At 52.9% G+C, this 23,390-nt stretch carries 17 protein-coding genes; 10 read left to right on the top strand and 7 right to left on the bottom strand.

All coding sequences use genetic code 11. From position 1 onward, the window contains the following. Window positions 1-15 precede the first annotated feature (15 nt). Window positions 16-1,329, top strand: a complete 1,314-nt coding sequence (gene murC, locus BN1190_RS06400; RefSeq protein WP_040286163.1) for a UDP-N-acetylmuramate--L-alanine ligase — start codon at window positions 16-18, stop codon at window positions 1,327-1,329. 298 nt (window positions 1,330-1,627) lie between these two features. Next, on the top strand, window positions 1,628-2,518 hold the full coding sequence (locus BN1190_RS15205) for a YtxH domain-containing protein (RefSeq protein WP_052461730.1): 891 nt from the start codon (window positions 1,628-1,630) through the stop codon (window positions 2,516-2,518). Window positions 2,519-2,561: 43 nt separating this feature from the next. Here BN1190_RS15205 and BN1190_RS06410 read toward each other — a convergent pair whose 3' ends face one another. Continuing rightward, window positions 2,562-4,694 carry a cell division protein FtsA gene (locus tag BN1190_RS06410; protein WP_040286164.1) on the bottom strand — a complete coding sequence of 711 codons (2,133 nt, stop codon included), beginning with the start codon at window positions 4,692-4,694 and terminating at the stop codon, window positions 2,562-2,564. 160 nt (window positions 4,695-4,854) lie between these two features. Between BN1190_RS06410 and BN1190_RS06415 the strand changes: the two genes are divergently transcribed. Both BN1190_RS06415 and ccpA read left to right on the top strand, forming a co-directional pair. Then, a complete protein-coding gene (locus BN1190_RS06415) occupies window positions 4,855-5,937 on the top strand; it encodes a bifunctional 3-deoxy-7-phosphoheptulonate synthase/chorismate mutase (RefSeq protein ID WP_040286165.1) in 1,083 nt (360 codons plus the stop codon). Window positions 5,938-6,019: 82 nt separating this feature from the next. Next, window positions 6,020-7,024, top strand: a complete 1,005-nt coding sequence (gene ccpA / locus BN1190_RS06420; RefSeq protein WP_040286166.1) for a catabolite control protein A — start codon at window positions 6,020-6,022, stop codon at window positions 7,022-7,024. Window positions 7,025-7,134: 110 nt separating this feature from the next. Here ccpA and BN1190_RS06425 read toward each other — a convergent pair whose 3' ends face one another. From BN1190_RS06425 to BN1190_RS06435, 3 genes are read right to left on the bottom strand one after another with little or no spacing between them, the layout of a single operon-like run. After that, window positions 7,135-8,298: an acetoin utilization protein AcuC gene (locus tag BN1190_RS06425; protein ID WP_040287172.1), complete on the bottom strand. Its 1,164-nt coding sequence runs from the start codon at window positions 8,296-8,298 to the stop codon at window positions 7,135-7,137. Next, entirely contained in the window at window positions 8,298-8,942 is a 645-nt protein-coding gene (locus BN1190_RS06430; RefSeq protein WP_040286167.1) for an acetoin utilization AcuB family protein, read from the bottom strand. Before BN1190_RS06430 ends, BN1190_RS06425 begins: the two co-directional genes overlap by 1 nt. Window positions 8,943-8,957: 15 nt before the next feature. Then, window positions 8,958-9,590, bottom strand: coding sequence for a GNAT family N-acetyltransferase (locus BN1190_RS06435; protein ID WP_040286168.1), 633 nt, complete (start codon window positions 9,588-9,590; stop codon window positions 8,958-8,960). Between the two features lie 178 nt (window positions 9,591-9,768). Here BN1190_RS06435 and acsA point away from each other — a divergent pair, with 178 nt between their 5' ends. Beyond that, the gene (gene acsA, locus BN1190_RS06440; RefSeq protein WP_040286169.1) at window positions 9,769-11,487 is read left to right on the top strand and encodes an acetate--CoA ligase; all 1,719 of its coding nucleotides are present in this window, start codon (window positions 9,769-9,771) and stop codon (window positions 11,485-11,487) included. An 87-nt stretch (window positions 11,488-11,574) separates the two neighbouring features. Here the strand turns inward: acsA and BN1190_RS06445 are convergent, their stop codons facing one another. Beyond that, window positions 11,575-14,586, bottom strand: a complete 3,012-nt coding sequence (locus tag BN1190_RS06445; RefSeq protein WP_052461830.1) for a transglycosylase domain-containing protein — start codon at window positions 14,584-14,586, stop codon at window positions 11,575-11,577. Window positions 14,587-15,009: 423 nt separating this feature from the next. Between BN1190_RS06445 and tyrS the strand changes: the two genes are divergently transcribed. After that, window positions 15,010-16,275 carry a tyrosine--tRNA ligase gene (gene tyrS, locus BN1190_RS06450; protein WP_040286170.1) on the top strand — a complete coding sequence of 422 codons (1,266 nt, stop codon included), beginning with the start codon at window positions 15,010-15,012 and terminating at the stop codon, window positions 16,273-16,275. Window positions 16,276-16,340: 65 nt separating this feature from the next. Continuing rightward, window positions 16,341-16,604 (top strand): hypothetical protein, encoded by a 264-nt coding sequence (locus tag BN1190_RS06455; protein ID WP_040286171.1) that lies wholly within the window; start codon window positions 16,341-16,343, stop codon window positions 16,602-16,604. Between the two features lie 195 nt (window positions 16,605-16,799). On the opposite strand, the gene rpsD is transcribed toward BN1190_RS06455, so the two are convergent. Then, complete coding sequence (rpsD, locus tag BN1190_RS06465; RefSeq protein ID WP_040286173.1) at window positions 16,800-17,402, bottom strand: 30S ribosomal protein S4; 603 nt, start codon at window positions 17,400-17,402, stop codon at window positions 16,800-16,802. Window positions 17,403-17,769: 367 nt separating this feature from the next. Here rpsD and BN1190_RS06470 point away from each other — a divergent pair, with 367 nt between their 5' ends. Both BN1190_RS06470 and BN1190_RS06475 read left to right on the top strand, forming a co-directional pair. Next, window positions 17,770-19,626, top strand: coding sequence for a sensor domain-containing diguanylate cyclase (locus tag BN1190_RS06470; RefSeq protein WP_040286174.1), 1,857 nt, complete (start codon window positions 17,770-17,772; stop codon window positions 19,624-19,626). Window positions 19,627-19,719: 93 nt separating this feature from the next. After that, window positions 19,720-20,922 (top strand): PLP-dependent transferase, encoded by a 1,203-nt coding sequence (locus BN1190_RS06475; RefSeq protein ID WP_040286175.1) that lies wholly within the window; start codon window positions 19,720-19,722, stop codon window positions 20,920-20,922. Window positions 20,923-20,990: 68 nt separating this feature from the next. Here BN1190_RS06475 and BN1190_RS06480 read toward each other — a convergent pair whose 3' ends face one another. After that, window positions 20,991-21,470 carry a GAF domain-containing protein gene (locus tag BN1190_RS06480; RefSeq protein WP_040286176.1) on the bottom strand — a complete coding sequence of 160 codons (480 nt, stop codon included), beginning with the start codon at window positions 21,468-21,470 and terminating at the stop codon, window positions 20,991-20,993. Between the two features lie 197 nt (window positions 21,471-21,667). Here BN1190_RS06480 and ezrA point away from each other — a divergent pair, with 197 nt between their 5' ends. Beyond that, window positions 21,668-23,365: a septation ring formation regulator EzrA gene (gene ezrA, locus BN1190_RS06485; protein ID WP_040286177.1), complete on the top strand. Its 1,698-nt coding sequence runs from the start codon at window positions 21,668-21,670 to the stop codon at window positions 23,363-23,365. The last annotated feature ends 25 nt before the right edge of the window (window positions 23,366-23,390 follow it).

Raw genomic sequence — 23,390 nt, forward strand, 5'->3', positions numbered from 1 at the left:
CCAGGAGGTTGCACAATGACGAAATATCACTTTACAGGGATAAAAGGTTCTGGAATGAGCTCCCTTGCACAAATTCTGCACGATGCATCAAATGACGTCCAAGGTTCCGATGTGGAGAAGCACTTCTTCACGGAAGAGCCCCTGCATGCACGCGGTATCACCGTCCTGCCTTTCAATGAAGAGAATATCACGCCGGGTCTGACAGTGATTGCCGGCAACGCATTTCCGGATACCCATCCGGAAATCGAACGGGCGAAGGAAGTCGGCGCTGAAGTCATACGCTACCATGATTTCCTGGCTGATTATATGAAGCAGTCGACATCCATCGCTGTGACAGGAACACACGGGAAGACATCGACGACCGGCCTGCTCGCCCATGTCCTCTCCGGATATGATCCGATCTCCTATTTGATAGGCGATGGAACAGGTAAAGGTGTGAAAGACAGTCCGTATTTCGTCTTCGAGTCCTGTGAATACAAACGGCATTTCCTGGCGTATGAGCCGGATTACGCCATCATCACGAATATCGATTACGATCATCCTGACTATTTCAAGGACATGGAAGATGTGCTCGATGCATTCAGTGAAATGGCCCATAATGTCAAGAAGGCGATCATCGCATGCGGGGACGATGCCAATTGCCTGGAAATTCAGGCGAACGTGCCTGTCGTCCTGTATGGTCTGGGAAAAAGCAATGATTTCAGTGCAGGCAATATAGAAAAGACCGCGGACGGCACGAAATTCGATGTGTTCGTGCGCAATGAGTTCTACCACTCTTTCATGATCCCAATGCCTGGTGATCATGCTGTGAAGAATGCGCTGGCCGTGATTGCGATCTGCCAATATGAAGGATTGGATCCCGGTATTGTGGCGGAGCGTCTCCGTACGTTCAATGGTGTGAAACGCCGTTTCACGGAAATACAGACGGATGATGCAATCCTCATCGATGACTATGCCCACCACCCGACCGAAATCCGGGCGACACTTCAATCCGCTCGGCAGAAGTTCCCGGGCCGGGAAGTGATAGCGGTGTTCCAGCCGCATACGTTCACACGGACAGCAGCCTTGATGGACGACTTCGCGGAAAGTCTGAAAGAAGCGGACCTTGTGTACCTCTGTGATATTTTCGGGTCGGCCCGTGAAAAATCAGGCAGCCTGACGGTGGATGATCTTGCGGAAAAGATTCCGGGTTCGTGCCACCTGCTGCTGGAGGAAATCAACGCGCTCGACGGCCATGAAGATGCCGTGTTCCTTTTCATGGGAGCCGGGGATGTGCAAAAGTATCTGAAAGCTTATCAAGACCATATTTCAAAGAAAAAGACAGTCTGATTCCTCGGAATCGCACTGTCTTTTCTTTTATTCAGAATGATGTCCGGAAAAGAAGAAGGGGTTCGGCTTCTTCTGTCGAAGTGGAACAGACAGCCGGAGTTTAGTCTGGGCGGAGGCAGGGTAAAAGTACACATACAAAGCAGACTGAGGGGAGTGACAACAAAACCTGTTGTACATAGGGTCGAGCGGCGGAGGAGTCTTTTCCGCAGCCGCGGATACGGCCCGCGTCACGACAGAGATTACAAACAGGGAAAACGGAAAGACTAACACAGGCAACCTATTCTAAGGAGGAATTCGAATGAGCGACAACTACAACCAAAGCAAATCGTACAGCAATACGACAGGCAGCAGCAACTACCAAAATTCATACGGCGAGCCATCACAGCTGCCGATGAACTACAATTATTTTCCTTCGGATACTGATAAGTTCTATGAGGACGAAAGCTCAAGCACAGGCAGTTTCCTCATGGGAGCGCTCGTCGGAGGCGTCATCGGGGCGGCGGCTGCATTATTCCTTGCACCGAAGACCGGTAAAGAGATGCGCGAAGACTTTTCCGATCAGGCTGTCCAGCTGAAGAATAAGAGTATCGAACTCGGATCCACAGCAAAAGACAAAGCGGTCGATCTGACGTCATCAGCGAAGGACAAAGCGGCTGATCTGTCGTCCACAGCAAAGGACAAGGCATCTCAACTGACTTCCACTGCCAAAGATAAGTCGGAAAATCTGAAGAAGACTGTCCAGGATCAGACAGACAGCCTGACGGATAAAGTGAAATCGATGTCTTCGAAAACGATGGCGCCGATGGACGATGGGACTGCTTCTTCCGAGGGCGAAGAGCCGATTGTCGGAAAAGACAACAAAGACGGCAGCAAGTCTGCTAACAGCAACAGCAACAGCAACAGCAACAGCAACAGCAACAGCAACAGCAACAGCAACAGCAACAGCAACAGCAACAGCAACAATAACAGCAACAATAGCAATAAGAACAACAACAATAAAAACAGCAACAGCAAGAACAATTCCGGCAGCAGCTCTTCCGCTGACAAAAATATATCGGCTGAGAAAAAAGAAGCGAGCAACCAGACGACAAAGAACAGTGATGTCGCTTACGACAACTCTGCCAACGTCGGAGATAACAAGATCATCAACCAAAATCCTGTTTCGGATGAAAAACCGAAAAACAAATAAGCGAAAAGCCATTCGGTATGCCGCTGCATGCCGAATGGCTTTTTTATGTCAATATGATTTCCAGACGGTCTCCCCCGAACAATTCGTCATGGAATTGAATCGGCTGACCGTTCCGCAGCAGACGATAGCCTGTCGCCGTTCCGGCAGGCAGCTGATAGTCAACAAATGCGAATACGTCGCTGAATGAAATCGGCTGGCCGGCCAATGGGGAAATTGTCAGCTGATCCTCTTCACCAACCGTTGTCTGCAGGTCTTCTGTCCGCCCATTCACCAGGACGGAAAAACGCGGTTTTGCAATCGTTACTTCCTGTCCATTGAACGTGACGGACATCCGCTCTGTCAGGCGGACGCCGAGTTCCTCAGCTATATCCAAGACCGTCTGCGGTGTGCAGGTTTCGATGTCGATCCGGTCACCATCCTCGACAGGCGTCGTCAGGTTGGCGGGCAGCCCGTTCTTTCTGAAGACCGGTGATTTTGTCTTTACATGGACGCGCTTGCCGTTCAGGGTGATAGCCTGAACAGACTGGGTGGCAGACAGTCCTTCCGCTGATTCCAACGCATCACGGATTGAAACGGGACGGCGGACGATAATTTCATCATGGTCTTTGACAAGGTCTGTCATACTCGCCGGTTCACCGTTTACGGTCACTGCCGTATGTAGGGTGAAAGACTCCCCATTTACGGAAATTGTGAGCGGTGCCATGTCCATCTCTGCCACATCACCGATGGTGGCGGCAGCCGGCTGCCCGTCTTTCCCCAGCGTCAGCCGGATCGTATCCCCATTTTCAATCCGTTCTTTCGTACCGGAAACTTTGCCGTTCTTTTCGATGACTGAAGGAGTACCATGGCTTCCCGGCAATGTAATCTCCTGCCCGTTCAGCGTGAACCGGAGGGCAAGACCCGGTTTCCCGTAGAGATGACGCGCTTTAATGCCAGCAGCCAGCAGAGCGTCACCGACTGTCATCTCTTTCAGTTCGAACAACCGGATCAGCTTGTCGTCCACTGTGACGGACATGTAATGGATCGGCGCACGCTGTGCAGCAATCGCAATACCGATCGGCGTGACGAACGCCGGTGATTTGGCGATTTTCTCTGCAAGCGTGACAGTGCTGAGCGCGTCGAGTCCGCGCACTGCCACACGCTGGGCCGGCAGATCCAGCTGGGTGCTCAAACGGGATGAAAGGCCCGGAGTCAGGCTACCGCCGCCTGTCAGCATGACGGCCTGCGGTGATTCGCCATTATTCAGCCGTCGGATTTCCGTGGCGATGGAAGCTGCAAGACGTTCGATTGCTGCGGAGAGGCCGGCAGTGACCTGGCTGCTCGGATATTCCTGTTCGAAACCGAGGATGTCACGTATTGTGACAGTTTCGTTTTCCGCAAGCTGCCGCTTGACGGTTTCCGCTTCCGGGAAGTCGAGCAGATACGCGGTGCTCAGTGCTTCCGTGATTTCATCGCCTGCGACAGGCACCATCCCGAATGCAGTGACAGTATCCCGGCTCGTGATCGCGATATCCGACGTGCCCGCCCCTATGTCGACCATGGCGACGTTCAGACGCCGCATCGAGGGAGGGATCAGGACATTGATTGCGGCTATCGGTTCGAGTGTCAGTGCCTCCATTTCCAGATCCGCCCGTTTCAGTGCGGACAGAAGGGACTCGACAACGACCCGTGGGAGGAATGTCGCAATGACATCAGCACTTGCGGAATGACCGCTCTGGTCGATCAGACTGCCGATCGGTTCCCCGTCCAGCAAGTAGTGGAGGACCGAATAGCCGACACAGTAATACTGGCTGTCCGCCGTGAAGGATTCCGCCGACATCAGCTCCTGCTGGGCTTTCTGCACGGCTCCCAGCTCAAGGCGGTTGATATCTTCGCTGCCGATCAGTGCCTGTCCGGTGATATCTACTTCCATCGTGCCGACTGCAGTCTTCAATGCACGTCCTGCTGCTGCGACGCTCACTTTCTTCAAAGGCCCGTGACGTTCTTCCAGCAGTGTCTTCATGTCACTGATGACAGATGCGACACTGACGATATTGTGGATCTGCCCGTCGATCATGGAGCGTTCCTTATGCTCGATGACTTCCAGATCGATGACATGGAAGCCGGAGTCCGTCTGTTCCAGAATGATACCGACGACGGACCTCGTCCCGATATCCAAAGCAAATAATGGTGCCACAAGTGATCCTCCTCAATGTTCCGATATATTAAATACAACTATTTAGCGAAATAGCGTGACTTTTCAACAGCAGTTCATTATACTGGGTCTATTATTAAAAATGTATCACACATTCCGCAATGCGAAAAGGGAATGCCGTGAGTGGGGAGGAGAATGGGAGATGCGCCAGAACGAACTGGAAGAACTTCGGTCCAAAGTGACTGAGCTGAACATGAGTATTCTGGATCTTATCAACGACAGAACAGCCGTCGTGCAGGAAATCGGCAAAGTGAAAGAGAAACAGGGTGTAAACCGCTATGACCCTGTGCGTGAGCGCGAAATGCTCGATTCCCTGAAACAGGCGAACAATGGACCGCTTCCAAATGGTGTGCTGGAACAAATCTTCAAAGGCATCTTCATGTCCGCACTTGAAATCCAGGAAGATGAGCAGCGCAATGCACTGCTCGTATCCCGTAAGCGGAAAGCGGAGGATACAATCGTTGACATTAACGGAGAGAAAATCGGGGACGGTACGCCGACATTTGTCTTCGGGCCTTGTGCCGTCGAGTCCTATGAGCAGGTGAAAGCAGTCGCGGATTCCATCAAAGCGAAGGGCCTGACAATGATGAGGGGCGGGGCGTACAAGCCGCGGACGTCCCCGTACGACTTCCAGGGTCTCGGCCTGGAAGGACTCAAGATCCTGAAGCGTGTGTCGGATGAGACTGGGCTCTCCATCGTAACGGAGATCATCACGCCGTCCCATCTGGAAGAAGCGCTCGATTATATCGATGTCATCCAGATCGGCGCCCGCAATATGCAGAACTTCGAATTGCTGAAGGAAGCGGGTAAAACCAATAAGCCGGTCCTTCTGAAGCGCGGTCTGGCGGCGACGATCGATGAGTTCATCAATGCAGCTGAATACATCATCTCCAAAGGGAACAGCCAGATCATGCTGTGCGAACGCGGCATCCGTACATACGAAAAGGCGACGCGGAACACGCTGGATATCTCGGCAGTGCCGATCTTGAAGCAGGAGACCCACCTTCCTGTGTTCGTGGATGTCACACACTCGACAGGCCGGCGGGACCTCCTGATCCCGACAGCGAAGGCAGCGATAGCTGTCGGAGCGGACGGCGTCATGGCGGAAGTCCATCCAGATCCGGCTGTCGCCCTGTCCGATGCAGCCCAGCAGATGAATCTCCAGCAATTCGATGAGTTCTATGATGAAATGCAGCGTTTCATGAATACTCATCAAATAGTATAATTCACCGCCGGAGCTTTCATAGCTCCGGCATTTTGGTATAATGGTTCAGGAAGAATAACCAGACGGAGAAGGGGAGGTCAGTATGGCGGTAACAATCTACGACGTAGCGCGTGAAGCGAACGTCTCCATGGCGACCGTATCTCGGGTGGTCAACGGCAACCCGAATGTAAAACCGGCAACACGCAAAAAGGTAACCGCTTGCATTGAACGGCTCGGCTATCGGCCCAACGCAGTTGCACGGGGCCTCGCCAGCAGAAAGACCACGACAGTCGGTGTTATCGTGCCCGACATCTCAAAAAGCTATTATGCTGAACTGTCGAGAGGGATCGCAGACGTCGCGACGATGTATGAGTACAATATCATCCTGTCGAATTCCGACAAGCGGGCCCTCCGCGAAATGGAACTCATCGAAGACCACCTCGGCAAACAGGTCGACGGCCTCATCTTCATGAGTGATTCCATCACCGAAGACGTCCGGAAAGAGATGAAGACCGCGAACGTGCCAATTGTCCTGGCGGGCACACTGGATTCGGAAGAAGAGTTTCCGACAGTCAATATCGAAAACAAGAAAGCGGCATATGATGCAGTCCGCGAACTGGTCACGAACGGCCACGAACGGATCGCTTTCGTCTCCGGTCCGTTCAGCCGGGACATCAATCTTCTGTCCAAAAAGACAGGCTACGAAGAAGCGATGGCGGAGGCCGGTCTTCCGGTCCATGAGGAGCTCATCGTGGAAACGGATAATACGTATGACGATGCGTACGAATCCTGGAAGCAGCTGAGCCGGCTCGAGCAGCCGCCGACCGCCATCTTCGCAGGGAACGATGAAATTGCAGTCGGTATCATGAACGGTGTGCGGGATGACGGTCTGAAGGTGCCGGAAGACATGGAAATCATCTGTTTCCAGCATTCCATCCTGGCACGCGCGGTCCGTCCGCAGCTCGCTGCGATCCGCGTGCCCCTGTATGATCTCGGCGCGGTATCCATGCGGCTGCTGACGAAATTGATGAACGGCGAAGAAGTCGACCGCGAGCAGGTCATTCTCCCCTATCAGCTTGAGCAGCGGGATTCCATCCGCAAACACTGACAGCAAGGCAGTGAGAAGCAGAACAGGATCGCTCAGACTATGGAAAAAGGGTTGGAAATCGAAATGATTTCCAACCCTTTTGTGTGCCTGAAACGGCGTTTGGACAGATTCTACTGCCGCTGCTGCTCGTTCCGTATGTAATGCAGCGACCTGCCCATCACTTGTGCATTTTTCTCCTCGATCTCCTGTTTGCGCGGAATCGGCGGATACAGTGGGTCGGGATCTTCCCACGTCTCGATGAAAGGGACAGGGGACTCCGGCTGCCAGCGGGCGAGCCATTCTTCCGGAAGCGGTCCTGCAGGTGCTGGCAGCTGTTTCATGGCGAACCAGATATGCGACCACGCACGCGGTACGACCCGCCATATATCATAGCCGCCACCGCCGACCGCAATCCATCTCCCCCCGCAATACTCTTCTGCGACTTCTCTTGCGATCCTCGGAATCTGCTTGTAGAGTTCCATCGTCCCGTACAAATGCGTCAGCGGATCGAAGTAATGGGCATCCGCACCATTCTGTGTGAGGATGACGTCCGGCTTGAACCACTCCGCGACTTCCCGTATGGCAGTTTCATAGATGGAGAGGAACGATTCATCCTCTGTGAATGCATCGATCGGGAAATTGAATGACGTTCCGTATCCTTTGCCATTTCCGCGCTCTGTCACATGGCCTGTTCCCGGGAACAAGTAGCGGCCGGTCTCATGGATGGACAGTGTGCAGACGTTTTCATCGTCATAAAAAGACCATTGGACACCATCCCCGTGATGTGCATCCGTGTCCACATATAGGACACGTGCATTGTAATTCTTCTGCAAGTAGCGGATGGCGACAGAACTGTCATTGTACACGCAAAAGCCTGATGCTTTGCCCTGGAATCCGTGGTGGAGGCCGCCGCCCAGATTCAGCGCATAGCGGGCGCGTCCCTGCATCACTTCATCGACCGCTGTCAGGGTGCCGCCGACCAGCATGGCACTGGCCTCGTGCATATTCGGGAAGATCGGGGTGTCTTCCGTCCCGATTCCATAGACAGCACCGATTTCTGGACCGACTTCACCCCGTCCGGCTTTTTTTACCATCTCGATGAATTTCGGTTCGTGGACAAGCAGCAATTCTTCATCGGTGGCGACCCGCGGAACGACGATATCGCTGTCTGTAATGGCATTCATTTCTTTCAGCAGGTCCAGCGTCAGCACGATCCTTTTTTGGTTGAATGGGTGCGAATCCGAAAACGAATAGCCGAGCTGGTCTTCGGAATAGACGAACACAGCATCTTTCATCATACGCCTGTCCCTGGGAAGTTCGGCCACAGCACATCGAATCCCTGTTCTTTCAGTCCGTCGATGATGGCGATCGGATTCATCGTTTTTATGCGGATGACGAGGATTTTGCTGGCGTCGTTCTCCTTGTCCGGATAGACGAGGACACTCTGGACATTCGTCTGGAACTCGTGAAACACTTTCGAAACCTCATACAGGATCCCGGGTACGTTCGGAACGCGCACTTCGATCTGGGAGCCGGGCTGATGGGCGCCGGTCAGTTCAATATACTTATAGAGCAGATCGGTTTCCGTAATGATGCCGACGAGCCGGTCATTGGACACGACCGGCAGGCAGCCGATCTGGTTGTGATAGAAGACGAGAGCCGATTCCTCCACGAAGTCCATCGGATGTGCGGTGATCGGGTGTTTCACCATGCACTCAGCGAGAGGCATGGCGAAGACCGGAGTCTGGTCTTCCTGTTTTCCATAAGGAAGGATTTCCTTCAGGTCACGGTCCGTGAAGATCCCGACGAGCTGTGTCCCGTCCTCGGTGATCGGCAGATGCCGGATATGGTGCTTCCTCATGATGTCCGCTGCGTCTTTCACCGTATGGGAGGGCGACAGTGTAATCACATCAGTTTGCATGATTTCTTCCAGCAGCATAGTATCCCTTCTTTCTCAGTATAAAAACCGGTTCTTGAATCGCAGGCTGTCGAATCGCTGGACGTCTTCCTGGGAGATCCGGCTGCCGATGCGGGCCATCAGGCAATTTGCCGGATGCGAACAGATTTCCGGGTCATCCGTCGCGTAATACTCAAGCCCGCCGTTTTGCATCATCTTCTCCATGACTTTCCGGTATTCCCAGACATTCAGCTTTGTCCCTTTCAGATCCCAATGCCAGTAATACTCCGTCGTAATTACAATATAGTCTTCCATGGCGTCATCCATCATTGATACTTCGAGCAATGCTTTGCCGACACCCCCGCCGCGGTACTTGGCGATCACTTCGATGGCACCCAATTCGATCAGGTTATCCATATTCCCTTCCGACCATCTTTCAAGCGGATCGGGATGCAGATAGGTGACATACCCTACGATCTCATCCTGATCGCGTGCGATGATGATCCGGCCTTCAGGAAGCTTGGAAATGCCGATCAGTGCCTCCTTCTGCTGCTTCGCAGGACGAAAGGCGACCAGCCCTTCATGGAACGAATAGCTTTCGAGATCGGAAGTGCGGATTGGTCCTTCTATGATAAGGTTCCCATTCTTATGCTTCAATTCAAGTGCATTGTACGTTTTTCTGTGCTCCAACAACTTCACCGCCTTGTGCTGTTAGTCCTTCTGCTATCAGTATACATGAATTTGAAAGACAGTTACCCTCAATTTCCAACAAAACAGGGAACAGTCCAAAGAATATTAATTGTTTGCTAATTCATTTCGGATTCATGTAGAATAAAACGTGTTAGTACATATTTAAGGGGGTGCTGTTATGGTTACAAAAATCATTCCGGCGCAAGGAACGGATTACCAGATGGATAACTATGACGAGCTCGTCAAAAACTTTGATTGGAAGGAAGCTGAAAAGGAATTCAGCTGGTATGAGACCGGGAAGGTGAACATCGCACATGAGGCGATCGACCGTCATGCGGACTCGTACCGTAAAAACAAGGTGGCCTTGTTCTATAAGGACGGGGAACGGCACGAATCCTACACATACGGAGATATGAAAAAGTATTCCAATCAGGCGGCAAATGTATTTAAGAATTGCTCGACGCTTGAGAAAGGCGACCGTATTTTCATCTTCATGCCGCGTTCGCCCGAATTATATTTTGCGCTGCTCGGAGCGCTGAAAGTCGGCGCGATCGCCGGTCCGCTGTTCGAGGCATTCATGGAAGGCGCGGTGTATGACCGTCTCGATGACAGTGATGCCAAGGCGATCGTGACGACACCTGAACTGGTCGACCGCATCCCTGTCGACCGGCTGCCTCATCTGGAAACTGTCTTTGTCGTGGGGGACAACGTGACAGAAGAAGGAAAAGTGATCGATTTCAATAAACATTTCAAAAAAGCTTCCAAGCAGTTCGACGTGGAATGGCTCGAACGGGAGTCGCCGACATTGCTCCACTATACGTCAGGCTCGACTGGGAAACCGAAAGGCGTTCTGCATGTACAGGAAGCGATGGTGCAGCAGATCCAGACTGCGAAATGGGTGCTGGATCTGCGGGAGACCGATGTCTTCTGGTGCACGGCCGATCCGGGCTGGGTCACCGGTACGGCATACGGAATCTTCGGACCGTTCCTTGCGGGCGCAACGAATCTGATCGTCGGCGGCCGTTTCTCGACGGACAGCTGGTATGGAGCCATCGAGGAATTCGGCGTGACTGTCTGGTACAGTGCACCGACCGCTTTCCGAATGCTGATGGGTGCAGGTGCAGCCGCGATGGAAGGGCATGACCTATCGTCCTTGCGGCATATCCTGTCCGTCGGGGAACCGCTCAATCCGGAAGTCGTCCGCTGGGGGATGGAGACATTCCATATGCGCATCCATGATACATGGTGGATGACGGAGACCGGCGCCCAGATGATCTGCAACTTCGGTTCGCTTCCACTGAAGCCCGGCTCGATGGGCAAACCGGTTCCGGGTATCGAAGCAGCCATCGTAGACGACCAAGGGAACGTCCTGCCGCCGAACCGGATGGGCAATCTGGCACTCCGTAAAGGCTGGCCGGCGATGATGCGGGCCATCTGGAATAATCCGGAGAAATATGATTCGTACTTCCTGAACGATGAATGGTATGTCTCCGGTGATTCCGCTTATATGGATGAAGACGGGTATTTCTTCTTCCAGGGCCGTGTGGATGATGTCATCATGACGAGCGGGGAGCGGGTCGGACCTTTCGAAGTCGAAAGTAAACTGCTCGAGCACCCGGCAATCGTCGAGGCAGGGGTCATCGGCAAGCCGGATCCCGTGCGCGGAGAAATCATCAAGGCGTTCATCGCCCTGCAGGACGGTTATGAGCCATCCGATGAGCTGAAGGAAGACATCCGCCAATTCGTGAAGAAAGAGCTGGCGGGCCACGCTGCTCCGCGGGAAATCGAGTTCAAGGACAAATTGCCGAAAACACGGAGCGGTAAAATCATGCGCCGCGTGCTGAAAGCCTGGGAGCTTGACCTGCCGACAGGTGATTTGTCGACAATGGAAGACTGAGAAATCTCAAAAAAACTGGGCACCCCCGAATATGGGAGTGCCCAGTTTTTTCAATTGTGAAGGAGACAGGGAAGGGGGCGACTTGCATCAGTTGCCGCCTTCTTTGTCTTTTCCTTTATCCTTATCACCGTCTGCCGGAGGATTCGGTTTCTTGTTGCTGTCGCTTCCATTGGCAGGCGGCTTCGGCTTACTGTCGCCATTGGTGTTTCCGTTATTATTGTTGTTGCCATTCCCTGCATTGCCGTTGTTGCCGCTGTTCCCGTTGTTATTGGAAGGGGGATTCGGTTTTCCGTCTCCGCCATTATTCGCAGGCGGCTTCGGTTTGGCCGTTGTATCGCCTCCGGACGCCGGCGGTTCAGATTTGTCTTCATCTCCGCCGCTGTCTGAATCACCGCCTGGCGGAGTGGCGGATGGTTGTTCCGGTGCGGGAGCCGCCGCTGCACCTGTCACGGCATTCGAAGGGCCGGAAACCTTACCGGTTATATCGACCGCGCGGACAGTATACGTACCGCCGCCCATCGGGAAGGACAGCGATTGGCCATCAATCACCGTGCCGACACGTGTGCCGCCATTGTAGACGTAATATCCGATGACGTCATTCGACGGGGATGGTGTCCACGTAAGGACAGAACCGTTTTGCGAGGCCGAAACGCCTGCCGGTGCCACGCTGTCCGCCGGGAACACAGCGCCCGAGACGACACGTGATGTGAATGCCGAATTCGCAGGGAACAGTTTCGACGCATCGCCGCCAAGTGGACCGAGCATCCGCTTGATGAACTCTTCATTGACACCTGTCCCGCCGGCGGTGATAAACTCCCGCGGTGTGGACGGCAGAGCTGCATACCGTTTACCTTTGACGGACACAGAAGATGACGAAATGATACTGTCATCCGGTTTGTTCGGAAGCATCGCATTCGCATTGAACAAGTCGGACCGGACCAGACCGGCGGACGAACAGGCGGCCGATGGGGCCAGTCCTGAAATTCCGCAGAACGAACGCGTCACAACCCCTTTCGGCTGCTGGAAGCGTGCCTCTTTACCAACGGTCGCCGGTCGTGCCTGGTTGACGGCATTCATCATCTTGGCGTACAACGTAGTGGTCCGGGTGTTCGTCGTGCCGTATTGTGCATTGCCCGGCCCCTGCAGAGAGAGGGTCTGGTATTTGTAACCGAGCCAGATACCAAGAGTGACATTCGGATTGTATCCGACGAGCCAGGAGTCGGAGTAACTCGAACTCGTACCGGTCTTCGAAGCGATATCCAGGTTGAAGTTCAGCTGACGTGTCATATTGGCTCCGGTTCCTTCACGCGCCGAGTCACGGAGCATGTCTGTAATCATATAGGCAGTCGCAGGGCTGAATACTTCAGTCGGGTCGGCTTTGTGCTGGTAAATCACTTTGCCGTGCTTATCAACGATCTTGTCGATAATGTAAGGATCATTATGGACACCGCCATTTGCAAATGTTGAATAAGCAGAAGTATTCTGCTCAACTGTTGTACCGTATTTCAGACCGCCCAGGGCAGCAGCCGGGATCTCGTAGTCCAAAGGATGAAGTTTGTCATATCCCATCTTTTTCAGGTATTCGGCAGGTCTGCGGTTCAGAATATCGTAATATAGCCGCACCGCCGCCAAGTTCTGCGAAGTGGCAAGTGCCTGTCGGGCAGGGATGATACCGAGTTCCTGAGAGGCCAGGAAGTTTGACGGTTCCCATCCTTTATAATTGAACTTCACGTCTACAACCGGACTGCCTGCTCCTATGGCACCATATTCAATAGCAGGACCATACACGAGCAGCGGTTTGATAGTCGAACCAGGTGAGCGATAAGCCTGCGTGGCATGATTCGTCTTTTCAAGCTGGTAATCGCGGCCGCCGACAAACGCAAGTATTCTGCCGGTCTTATTGTCTAAGAGCATAGCGCCTACTTGAGCGGGCAGCTTCTCCTTTGTTTTTTTGTCCGTGTATGTGAAGCCATATTGCGTATAGTTGTCGGCCACGTCATTCAGCGTATTATAGAGGGTCATGTCCACAGTAGAGTAGATCTTGTACCCATCATTCCGCATAGATCGTTCAGCTAAGATATTATACTTTCCCCTAAGTTTCTTGTCCTCTTTCAGACGGGCTGCGTCAACTCCATCTTCTTCAGCCAGAATGTCGGATAGTGCATCGATCGTTTCTCTCTGGATCTCATCAGTCAGATATTCGATACGGTCCTTCGGCGCTTTCGCAGGCGCCCGGAAGTCTTTCGTGATGTCATAAGCAATCGCTTCATTGTATTCTTTTTCCGTAATGTAATTGGTCTCCCGCATCCGGAACAGCACGGTTTTCATGCGGTTGACGCCCGGACGCAGTCCCGCTTCGTCTTTCAGCCCTTTTTTGCCGTTGTAGAATGGCGTGTAGGCGTATGGTGCCTGAGGGATGCCGGCGATGTAGGCAGCCTGCGCAAGGTTCAGGTCCTTTGCCTTCTTATCGAAGATCCCCTCCGCCGCCGCTTCGATGCCGGCGACGTTACCGCCATTCGAATTCCGGCCGTACGGGATGATATTCAGATAGGCTTCCAGTATTTCGTCCTTCGTCATGAAGTGCTCGAGCCGCATGGCCAGCAGCAGTTCCTTCGCTTTCCGCTCATAGGAGATCTCATTCGTCAGGATCTGGTTCTTGATGAGCTGCTGGGTCAGTGTCGAGCCGCCGGTCTGGCTGTCGGAGTTCGTGACGTCCTGGAAAAGACCGCGGAATACAGCTTTCGGAACGATTCCGTTATGCGTGTTGAAGTATTCGTCCTCTGTTGCATAGACGGCATTGATGACATGCGGCGAAACATCTGCAAGCTTTACTTCTTTCCTGTCGATATCCGACCGCACTTTCCTCAAGTATTTCCCATTGGTGTAGATTTCGGAGGTCTCTTCGTAGCTGAAGATTTCGCTGCGCATTTCGTCTTTGGAGCGCAGCGGCTCCTTGCTGACGAGAGAGGCGAAGTAGCCGGCTCCGACCGAAGCGCCGAAGACAGTCAATGTCAAACCGATTACTAAGAAAAGCAAAAATAGATTCCAGATGACGCCTGATGCGATCCGGGTGTTTTTCGCCCATTTGGTTTTCTTCATCGTTTCGAATTTATGTTCTAGTTCGTCAACACGTTTCTTTTCATGTTTAGTCAATTCGTTCCCCCCTAAAAATCTCATTAATTATAGCATAATGTGCTGGCAATTGACGAAATTAGTTTGACAAATTTCCAATTTGGCTTACAATGTGAGATAAGAACTTCTTCACGGAGAAAAAGCCGGAGTAGGAACAGGCAATCCGTTCAGAGAGGCAGCGTTTGGTGCGAGCTGCCCGGAACCCTGTTGACGAATTACAGCTTTGGAGTGTTGCGCGGACAGCGGCGTTATGGCTGGCAGAGCGGAGACGGATAGCCTGTCTCAAGCCGGGTGGTACCGCGCCGAACTACAAAGAGGGCGTCCCTGCATGATCGATCAGCGATCATGCAGGGGCTTTTTTTATTCGGAAGAACAGGGAGGATGATCAGGATGACAGGAAATCTGGTAGAAGATCTGAAATGGAGAGGACTGCTGTACCAGCAGACCGATGAGGAAGGGATGCAAAAACTGCTGGAGGAAGAGAAGATATCCCTGTATTGCGGAGTCGATCCGACAGCGGACAGCATGCATATCGGGCATATCGTTCCGCTTTTGACGCTGCGGCGCTTCCAGCTGCACGGGCACCGTCCGATCCTGCTGATCGGCGGAGCGACCGGGATGATCGGAGACCCGTCGTTCCGTGCCGATGAACGTCAGCTGCAGACCGAAGAACAGGTCGATAGAAATGTCCAGGGGCTGAAGGTCCAGCTAGAGCGGCTGTTCGACTTCACGGATGAAAACGGGGCACGCCTCGTGAACAACAAAGACTGGATGGGGCCGATGAGTGCCATCGCATTCTTGCGTGACTACGGGAAATTGCTCAATATCAACTACATGCTCGGCAAAGAGAACGTCGCGTCCCGTCTGGAAACCGGGCTTTCCTTCACCGAGTTCACGTACATGCTCATCCAAGGGATCGACTTCAATCATCTGTACGATCACTACGGCTGCCGCGTTCAGATCGGCGGATCGGACCAATGGGGCAATATCACGACGGGGCTTGAGGTCATCCGGAAAACGCATGACGAAGAGGCGAAAGCATACGGCATCACCATTCCGCTTGTGACGAAATCCGACGGTACGAAATTCGGGAAGACAGCGGGCGGCGCAGTATGGCTCGACGCAGCGAAAACGTCACCGTACGAGTTCTACCAGTTCTGGGTGAACACAGCAGACGCGGACGTCATCCATTACTTGAAGATCTTCACGTTCCTGGAACGTGAGCAGATCGAAGCATTGGAACGTTCGGTGCAGGAAGAGGCACACTTGCGGAAAGCGCAGAAGACACTCGCAGAAGAGATGACACGGCTCATCCATGGGCAGGATGCGCTGGACCAGGCAATCCGGATTTCGGCAGCGCTCTTCAGCGGTGATCTGAAAAAGCTGACCGCCTCCGAGATGAAAGATGCGTTCAAGGACGTACCGACGTTTGAAGTGGAGAAAGCGGAACACAATATCGTCGAGCTGCTCGTAGCAGCCGGCATCTCACCATCCAAGCGGCAGGCACGCGAAGATGTTGCGAACGGCGCCATCTCGCTGAATGGCGACAAAGTGATGGACACCGAGTACACGGTCGGTTCCGATGACCGGCTGGAAGACGCATTCGCAATTGTGCGGCGGGGCAAAAAGAAATATACGATGATCTCATTCAATTGATGAAAAGCAGGAAACCGGCCAGTGATGTGCCGGTTTCCTGTTTTTTTTAGGTGATTCGCTGATGTTTGTTCATTGAATTGTGGTTGGATGCCGATGAATTCAGCGATCTGTCCGATACTTTGTGCCAAGTGTCCGATATCTCACGCGAACTGTCCGATACTACGCGCCAAATGTCCGATAACTCCGGCGAACTGTCCGATACGCCTACGACGACACCTGGCTTGTCTCTTTTCTGCGCGCCAAAACGCCGTCCTGTCCATGGCCAGCTGCCGCGTGCATGGACGGCACTGACAGCAAACGAGCGTAAGCAAGCACAAGCCATCGCTTGAATTGTGCCTGGATGCCGATACATTCAGCGATCTGTCCGATACGCCGTGCGAAGTGTCCGATAACTCTGGCGAAGTGTCCGATAGTGCACGGCAACTGTCCGATACCGCTGCCGGAATGTCCGATATGCCTATCACGGCATGGCACTGGAACACAAAAAACCCTTCCGGAAAATCCGGAAGGGCAGGTACTGCTTATTAACGAGAGTAGAATTCAACGATAAGAGCTTCGTTGATCTCTGCAGACAATTCGCTGCGCTCAGGAAGACGTACGAATGTACCGACTTTCGTGTCCGGGTTGAACGATACGAATTCTGGAACGTAGTTGTTCACTTCGATGGATTCGTTGATCACATCAAGGTTCTGGGACTTTTCACGAAGTGAAATTTCCTGACCTGGTTTAACGCTGTAAGACGGGATGTCTACGCGCTTGCCGTCAACGAGGACGTGTCCGTGGTTGACAAGCTGGCGAGCTGCACGGCGTGTGCGTGCAAGACCCATGCGGTAAACAACGTTGTCCAGGCGAGTTTCAAGAAGGATCATGAAGTTTTCACCGTGGATACCTTGCATTTTGCCGGCTTTGTTGAACAATGTGCGGAACTGGCGCTCATTGACACCGTACATGAAACGGAGCTTTTGTTTTTCCTGTTGCTGAAGACCGTATTCAGAAAGCTTTTTACGCTGGTTCGGACCGTGCTGACCCGGAGCGTATGGACGCTTTTCGATTTCTTTTCCTGTGCCTGTCAGGGAAATACCAAGACGGCGGGATTGTTTCCAAGATGGACCTGTATAACGAGCCATGAATGACTCCTCCTCTGTTGGTTTTATTTTGTTGTAAAATAAGACCAGATGCGTTCAATCACTGGGCCATTCTGTTTTCATGCATCTTCGCCTCTGCAGCCAAGAGGTTACACGATACCCCTCACATATGTAGGAACAGACTGGGCGACAGCAAACACACAACTGCTGCGATTATTTTACACAAAAAACAGCATACCAAGAAAACGGCAGTGCGTCAAGGGATGCTGCACAGTGACTTCCAGACTGTCTAAACAAAAAGAGTTTATATGAAAAATGTACTAGTTATAAAGTTGCATTTGAGCCGATATAGGTATAGAATGACAGAAAGGTATCATATATTGCTTGAGAGATATAAGAGGGTGATCGCATGCAAACAAATGAGCAGCTATACGGGTCATTGAAGAGTGATCTGCTGGGTCTGCTGATAGATGTCCTGAAACACTCAGCATACGCAGAGAGCTTCCGTAAATTGGAAGACGTCTTCTCGCATCATTTTAACATACCGAAACTCGATCTGTACCTATATGAAGACAATCAGTTTCAGTCCGCCTCTGCGTGCTGTGACGGCCGGCCGGCTGCCCTGGAGGACAAGTCCGGGGAACAGACTGCACCGGTCATCGCCGGATCGCTGATCCAACATGATGAGCCATCCGATTTCCCGGATGACACGCTGATGATCCGGAACGGGAAGCGTGAACCGGTCGCAATGGTGCTCATGAAATCCACCGCGGCATGGGATAGGTTCGTCATGTCCGCTTGCTATAAAGAGTTCCAGCTGCTGCTCGGTGAAATGATCGATATCGTCAAGGAGAGCAAAGCGTCCGGCAGAAGGGAGCAGAACCATCTCGACCTGCTGAACGCGACGAAGCAGTTCAACTCGACGATGAAAATGCCGGTCATCTATGAGGAACTCGTCAGGACAGCAGCTTCCAACCTGGCGCCGTTTGCTGTCGAACTGATCGTCTCTCATGAAGAACATGCTTCCTCCTCCTTCTGCCGGCTGTTCGACTATACGAATGAGGAGCCGGCCACGATTGACGCTTTCCTTTCGGGAGAACTCCGGATCGGCAGGAAGAGGGGCAGCCATCCAACCTATCTGAACGCACCGGTGAAAGGCATGCAGGGGACATACGGGGTGCTGCAGATCACGGCCACGCCCGGTTATACGTTCTCATCCGCGCAAGAAGACTTCGTCCGCAACATTTGTGAAAGCGCTGGCCATGCGATTGAAAACTCCAGTCTGTATAACCAGTCGCATCGGCTGATCCGCGATCTCCAGCTTGTCAACGAAGTGTCGAAGAAACTGACAGGGCGGCTGACCTTCATGGAGATGAAAACCTATCTGGCCGAACAACTCAATGCCGCCTTCGAGCCGGAAGAGATGGCATTCGTCTACTACGACAGACGGAAGGAGCCTGTCTTGCTGGATACGACAACAGATTATTTCCTGACCGCGGCCGGCAGCCGGTATTTGGAATATGCGGAAAAACGTCTGGCTGCAGAACAGGATGCAGTCTTCATAGCAGATCTCCAGCCGGGCGATATTGACGGTTTTTCACCATACCGGGCACTCATCATCGCTCCGATCATCATATCGGAAGCGGTGGCCGGATATACCGTGCTCATGCATACAGAAACGTATCACTTTTCGTTCGATGACTTCAAACTTGTGAAAGCGATCATGTCCCATTCGTCACTTGCGCTGTCCAACTTGATCCTGCGGGACAAACTTCAGGAACTGGCCAACAAAGACCAGCTGACGGACCTCTATGCACGCGGGTATCTGGACCGTCATATGTCCGAATCGTTTACGGACGGGGTAGGCGGTGCGTTCCTTCTGATTGATGTGGATGATTTCAAAAAGGTCAATGATTCTCATGGTCATGCGGTGGGAGATCGGGTGCTCATCCAGACGGCAGAAGTGCTGCAGGCGGCAATTCCGGATAGTGCCATTGCAGGCAGGTGGGGCGGCGAGGAATTCGCCGTGTTCCTGCCGGGCGCGGATCTCAAGGATGGGAAAGAAACGGCAGAGCGGCTCCTTGTCAAAATGCCTGCCTGCACAGATCCGTCAGTCACCATTTCAATCGGCGTCAGTGTCTGGAAACCATCCGCCAGCCGTGAAACGTATCAGCAGCTGTTCCAGAATACCGATGAAGCACTGTATGCAGCGAAAACAGGCGGCAAGAACAGGATTGTCATCAACGAACAGATACTCGCCGAGTAAAGGCGGGTATCTGATTTTGATTGAAAAATCAGTACACCCGGCATACAATGGATGTAAGCGTTTACTTATAAACGAAAGCGGGGGATTCTTTCAATGAAGAAAGTGCACAAAGACACAGAGGCGATCCATACCGGTTATACCAGCGGACAGCATCACGACAGCCTGGCAGTTCCGCTCTATCAGACGTCCACCTTCACGTTCGACACAGCAGAACAGGGCGCGCGGCGTTTTGCGGGTGAAGAGGAGGGCGGGATCTACTCAAGACTCGGCAATCCGACAGTGCGTGTGCTGGAAGAACGGATGACGGCTCTCGAAAAAGGAGCCGGGACACTTGCGTTCGGCTCCGGGATGGCAGCTGTCAGCACCATCCTGACGCATCTTACGAAAAGCGGCGACCACATCGTCTGCTCCCGTGGGATCTACGGCTGTACATTCGGGCTGCTCGGCATTATGGAAGAGAAGTATGCCATCAGCCATACATTGACAGCGATGCGCACGGAAGAAGAGATCGAAGCGGCTGTGACACCCGAGACGGTCTGCCTGTACATTGAATCGCCCATCAATCCGACAACGGAACTCGTCGACTTGCGGGCAGCCGCCGCTGTCGCAGAGCGGCATGGACTGAAGGTGGTTGTGGATAATACCTTCGCGTCCCCCTATCTTCAGAATCCGATTGAATTCGGTGCCGATTTCGTACTTCATAGCGCCACGAAATATATTAACGGACACGGGGATGTGATTGCAGGGCTTCTGACCGGCCGGAACGAAGAGGACATCCAGCAGATCCGCGGCACGGTCCAGAAAGATTACGGCGGAATCATATCGCCATTCGATGCCTGGCTGCTCATCAGGGGGCTGAAAACACTGCCCCTGCGCATGCAGCGTCACACGGAAAACGCAGGAAAGCTGACAGAATTCCTGAAAAGTCAGGACATGGTGGAAGACATCTTCTATCCGTTCGATGACCTGAATCCACAGGCCGATCTGGCGAGACAGCAGATGACGGCAGGCGGAGGTCTCGTCTCCTTCACCATCAAAGGCGGACAGCCGACAGCCCAGCTGTTCATGAACCAGCTGAAGCTCATCAAGATCGCCGTCAGTCTCGGGGATGCTGAAACGCTCATCCAGCACCCAGCCACTATGACGCATTCCGGGGTCCCTGAACAGGAACGGGTCCTTATGGGAATCGGGGATGGTCTGCTCCGGCTGTCTGCGGGACTTGAAGATGCGGATGACCTGATTGCAGACCTTTCACAGGCATTCCGGGCAGCCTCGGCCTGCGAGCAAGTGAACTGAAGGACATGAAAAAGGTACCGGCTTGTCGTATGGACTGCCGATACCTTTTTCAGTTGCGGACGTCTTCCTTAAAGATGACGCAGAAGGGTGGCGGCGAATTTCTCGATGCCGGCCCGGTCCTCATCGGAAAAGCGTCCGGTTTCAGGGCTGTCGATATCCAGCACGCCGATCAGCTGGCCATCTTTGACGAGCGGCACGACAATTTCCGACTGGGACGCAGCATCACATGCGATATGACCCGGAAATGCATTAACATCCTCGACGACAATCGTCTCCTGTTTTTCTGCGGCCGTGCCGCACACTCCCTTGCCGACGGCGATACGGATGCATGCCGGCAGTCCCTGGAACGGCCCGAGCACCAATTCGCCTTCTTCCATCAAGTAAAATCCGGTCCAATTGGTGCGGTCCAGGAAATTGCTGAGCAAAGCGGAGGCGTTGCTTAAGTTGGCAATCCTGTTCGGCTCGCCGTCCAGCAGCAGGTTCAGCTGGTCCGACAGCTGCGTATATGCCTCTGATAGATCCTTTGAATACTCGATTCCCATGAACATGATCATCTCTCCTGTCTGTATCGGTTGTAACAGAAACTGTGCAATCGATACTTGCATCATACAATTTCGTGCCCGTTTTCGACAAGTAAACAAATTTCCGGCGGGGATTCGCCCTTTTTCAACACGAAAATTCTTTAAACGTGTTACTATATAAGGTATTATCATTGTAGAGCGGTTGTGGAATAGGGGGATGGACCATGGTGAACTACTTCATCATTCCAGTCATCATCATAATAGTGCTGGCGGTTGCCATATTTGTGCTGAGACGGAGACATATCCAGGAAATCAGTAAGCTGGAGCATGAAAAACTGCAAATCCAACATGAACCGATATTTGAAGAAATGACAAAAGTGAAACAGCTGAATATGACAGGCGAAACCGAAGAGAAGTTCGAGCGGTGGCGCAGCGAGTGGACAGAAGTCGTCGACGTCCTCGTCCCGCAGATCGATTCCCTGTTATTCGATACCGAAGAGATGGTGGACCGGTTCCGGTTCAAGAAGGCCGGCCATATCGAAAAAGAGATCGCACAGAAGCTGACAGTATGCGAAGAGCGTAAAAACTCGATTCTGAAGGAACTGAACGAGCTGATCGGCAGCGAAGAGAAGAACCGGGTCGAGATGGATGAACTGAAAGAGCAGTACCGGGAAGCCCGCAAAGCGATCCTTGCCCGGCCGCATTCCTTTGGACGGGCGGTGCCGGCCCTCGAAAAGGAGCTTGAGTACTTCCAGCCCGCGTTCGAGGAATACGATGACTTGACGGCTAATGGGAACTACTTGCAGGCACGCGAGAATGTGATCGCTGTCACTGCGAAAGCGGATCATCTGTTCCCTCTTGTTGAAACCATTCCGGCGCTGCTGGGCGAACTGCAGACGAAACTGCCGGCGACGATCCGTGAACTTCGGAACGGAGTCGGGGAGATGGAGGACGATGGCTATTATGTGGGCCATCTGGATCTCACCCACTATCTGAAAGGTATCGAGACGGAAATCGAAGACCTGCTTCAGCAGGTCGAACATCTGGAAATCGAGCCGGTCGAGCAGCGTCTTGCGGAAATCGATGAACAGATCGATGGATTCTATGCAGCACTGGAGGAAGAAGTGAGGGAGCGGCAGTACGTTGAACTTACGTACGAAGACACAGCACGAAGACTGTCTGATGTACACATGCTCGCAAAGGAAGTTTCCGATGAGGCGCTCTATGTGCAGCAGAGCTACCGTCTCGACGAAAAGGAAGCAGAGATACCGAAGCAGTTCACCCGTGACCTGGCAGAAGCATCTGACCGTTTTGACATGATGACCAGCCAGGGGGAAGAAGGGGCCGCAGCCTTCACGGCGCTGGCACAGCATATACGAGAAGTGAATGAAGTGCTCGATCGTGTCGGCGAGCAAGCCGCCGAGTTCAAGGAACGGATGAAAAACCTCCGGACCGAGGAAATCAGCGTGCGGAAACGTCTTGAACAGCTGGCCTACAAACTGCAGACTGTCGAGCGCAGCCTACAGAAAGCGAATATCCCCGGAATTCCGGAAGATATCGAAGTCCGTCTGGAAGAAGCGGATGAGCAGCTGTTCATCGTCCAGAACGGTCTTGAAGAAGTGCCGCTGAATATGGCGCTTGTCGAAGAGTATATTGCGCATGCCGAAAAAGAGGTGGATGAGTCCATCTTGAAGATCAACGAGATGCTGGAGAACGCCCTTCTGACAGAACGGATCATCCAATACGGCAACCGGTATCGTGCATCCCATCCTGCGATGCATGCACGTCTCCTGGAAGCGGAAATAGCATTCCGTCAGTTCCGGTATGCAAAAGCGCTGGAAGAAGCGGCAACAGCTGTCGAGGACGTCGAACCGGGAGCGATGAAACGGATACAGGACTATATGCAGGAACAAGTTCACTAAGCGTTTGTCTACAGCCATCGGCACA

The organism is Sporosarcina koreensis, assembly GCF_000826145.2.
In the GTDB taxonomy this organism is placed as follows: Bacteria; Bacillota; Bacilli; order Bacillales_A; family Planococcaceae; genus Sporosarcina; species Sporosarcina trichiuri.

Bases quoted from the DNA above. Each gene is read 5' to 3' on its own strand.
- murC (WP_040286163.1), top strand. From the start codon at position 16: ATGACGAAATATCACTTTACAGGGATAAAAGGTTCTGGAATGAGCTCC.
- BN1190_RS15205 (WP_052461730.1), top strand. From the start codon at position 1,628: ATGAGCGACAACTACAACCAAAGCAAATCGTACAGCAATACGACAGGC.
- BN1190_RS06415 (WP_040286165.1), top strand. From the start codon at position 4,855: ATGCGCCAGAACGAACTGGAAGAACTTCGGTCCAAAGTGACTGAGCTG.
- ccpA (WP_040286166.1), top strand. From the start codon at position 6,020: ATGGCGGTAACAATCTACGACGTAGCGCGTGAAGCGAACGTCTCCATG.
- BN1190_RS06425 (WP_040287172.1), bottom strand. From the start codon at position 8,298: ATGAAAGATGCTGTGTTCGTCTATTCCGAAGACCAGCTCGGCTATTCG.
- BN1190_RS06430 (WP_040286167.1), bottom strand. From the start codon at position 8,942: ATGCTGCTGGAAGAAATCATGCAAACTGATGTGATTACACTGTCGCCC.
- acsA (WP_040286169.1), top strand. From the start codon at position 9,769: ATGGTTACAAAAATCATTCCGGCGCAAGGAACGGATTACCAGATGGAT.
- BN1190_RS06445 (WP_052461830.1), bottom strand. From the start codon at position 14,586: ATGAAGAAAACCAAATGGGCGAAAAACACCCGGATCGCATCAGGCGTC.
- tyrS (WP_040286170.1), top strand. From the start codon at position 15,010: ATGACAGGAAATCTGGTAGAAGATCTGAAATGGAGAGGACTGCTGTAC.
- rpsD (WP_040286173.1), bottom strand. From the start codon at position 17,402: ATGGCTCGTTATACAGGTCCATCTTGGAAACAATCCCGCCGTCTTGGT.
- BN1190_RS06470 (WP_040286174.1), top strand. From the start codon at position 17,770: ATGCAAACAAATGAGCAGCTATACGGGTCATTGAAGAGTGATCTGCTG.
- BN1190_RS06475 (WP_040286175.1), top strand. From the start codon at position 19,720: ATGAAGAAAGTGCACAAAGACACAGAGGCGATCCATACCGGTTATACC.
- BN1190_RS06480 (WP_040286176.1), bottom strand. From the start codon at position 21,470: ATGTTCATGGGAATCGAGTATTCAAAGGATCTATCAGAGGCATATACG.
- ezrA (WP_040286177.1), top strand. From the start codon at position 21,668: ATGGTGAACTACTTCATCATTCCAGTCATCATCATAATAGTGCTGGCG.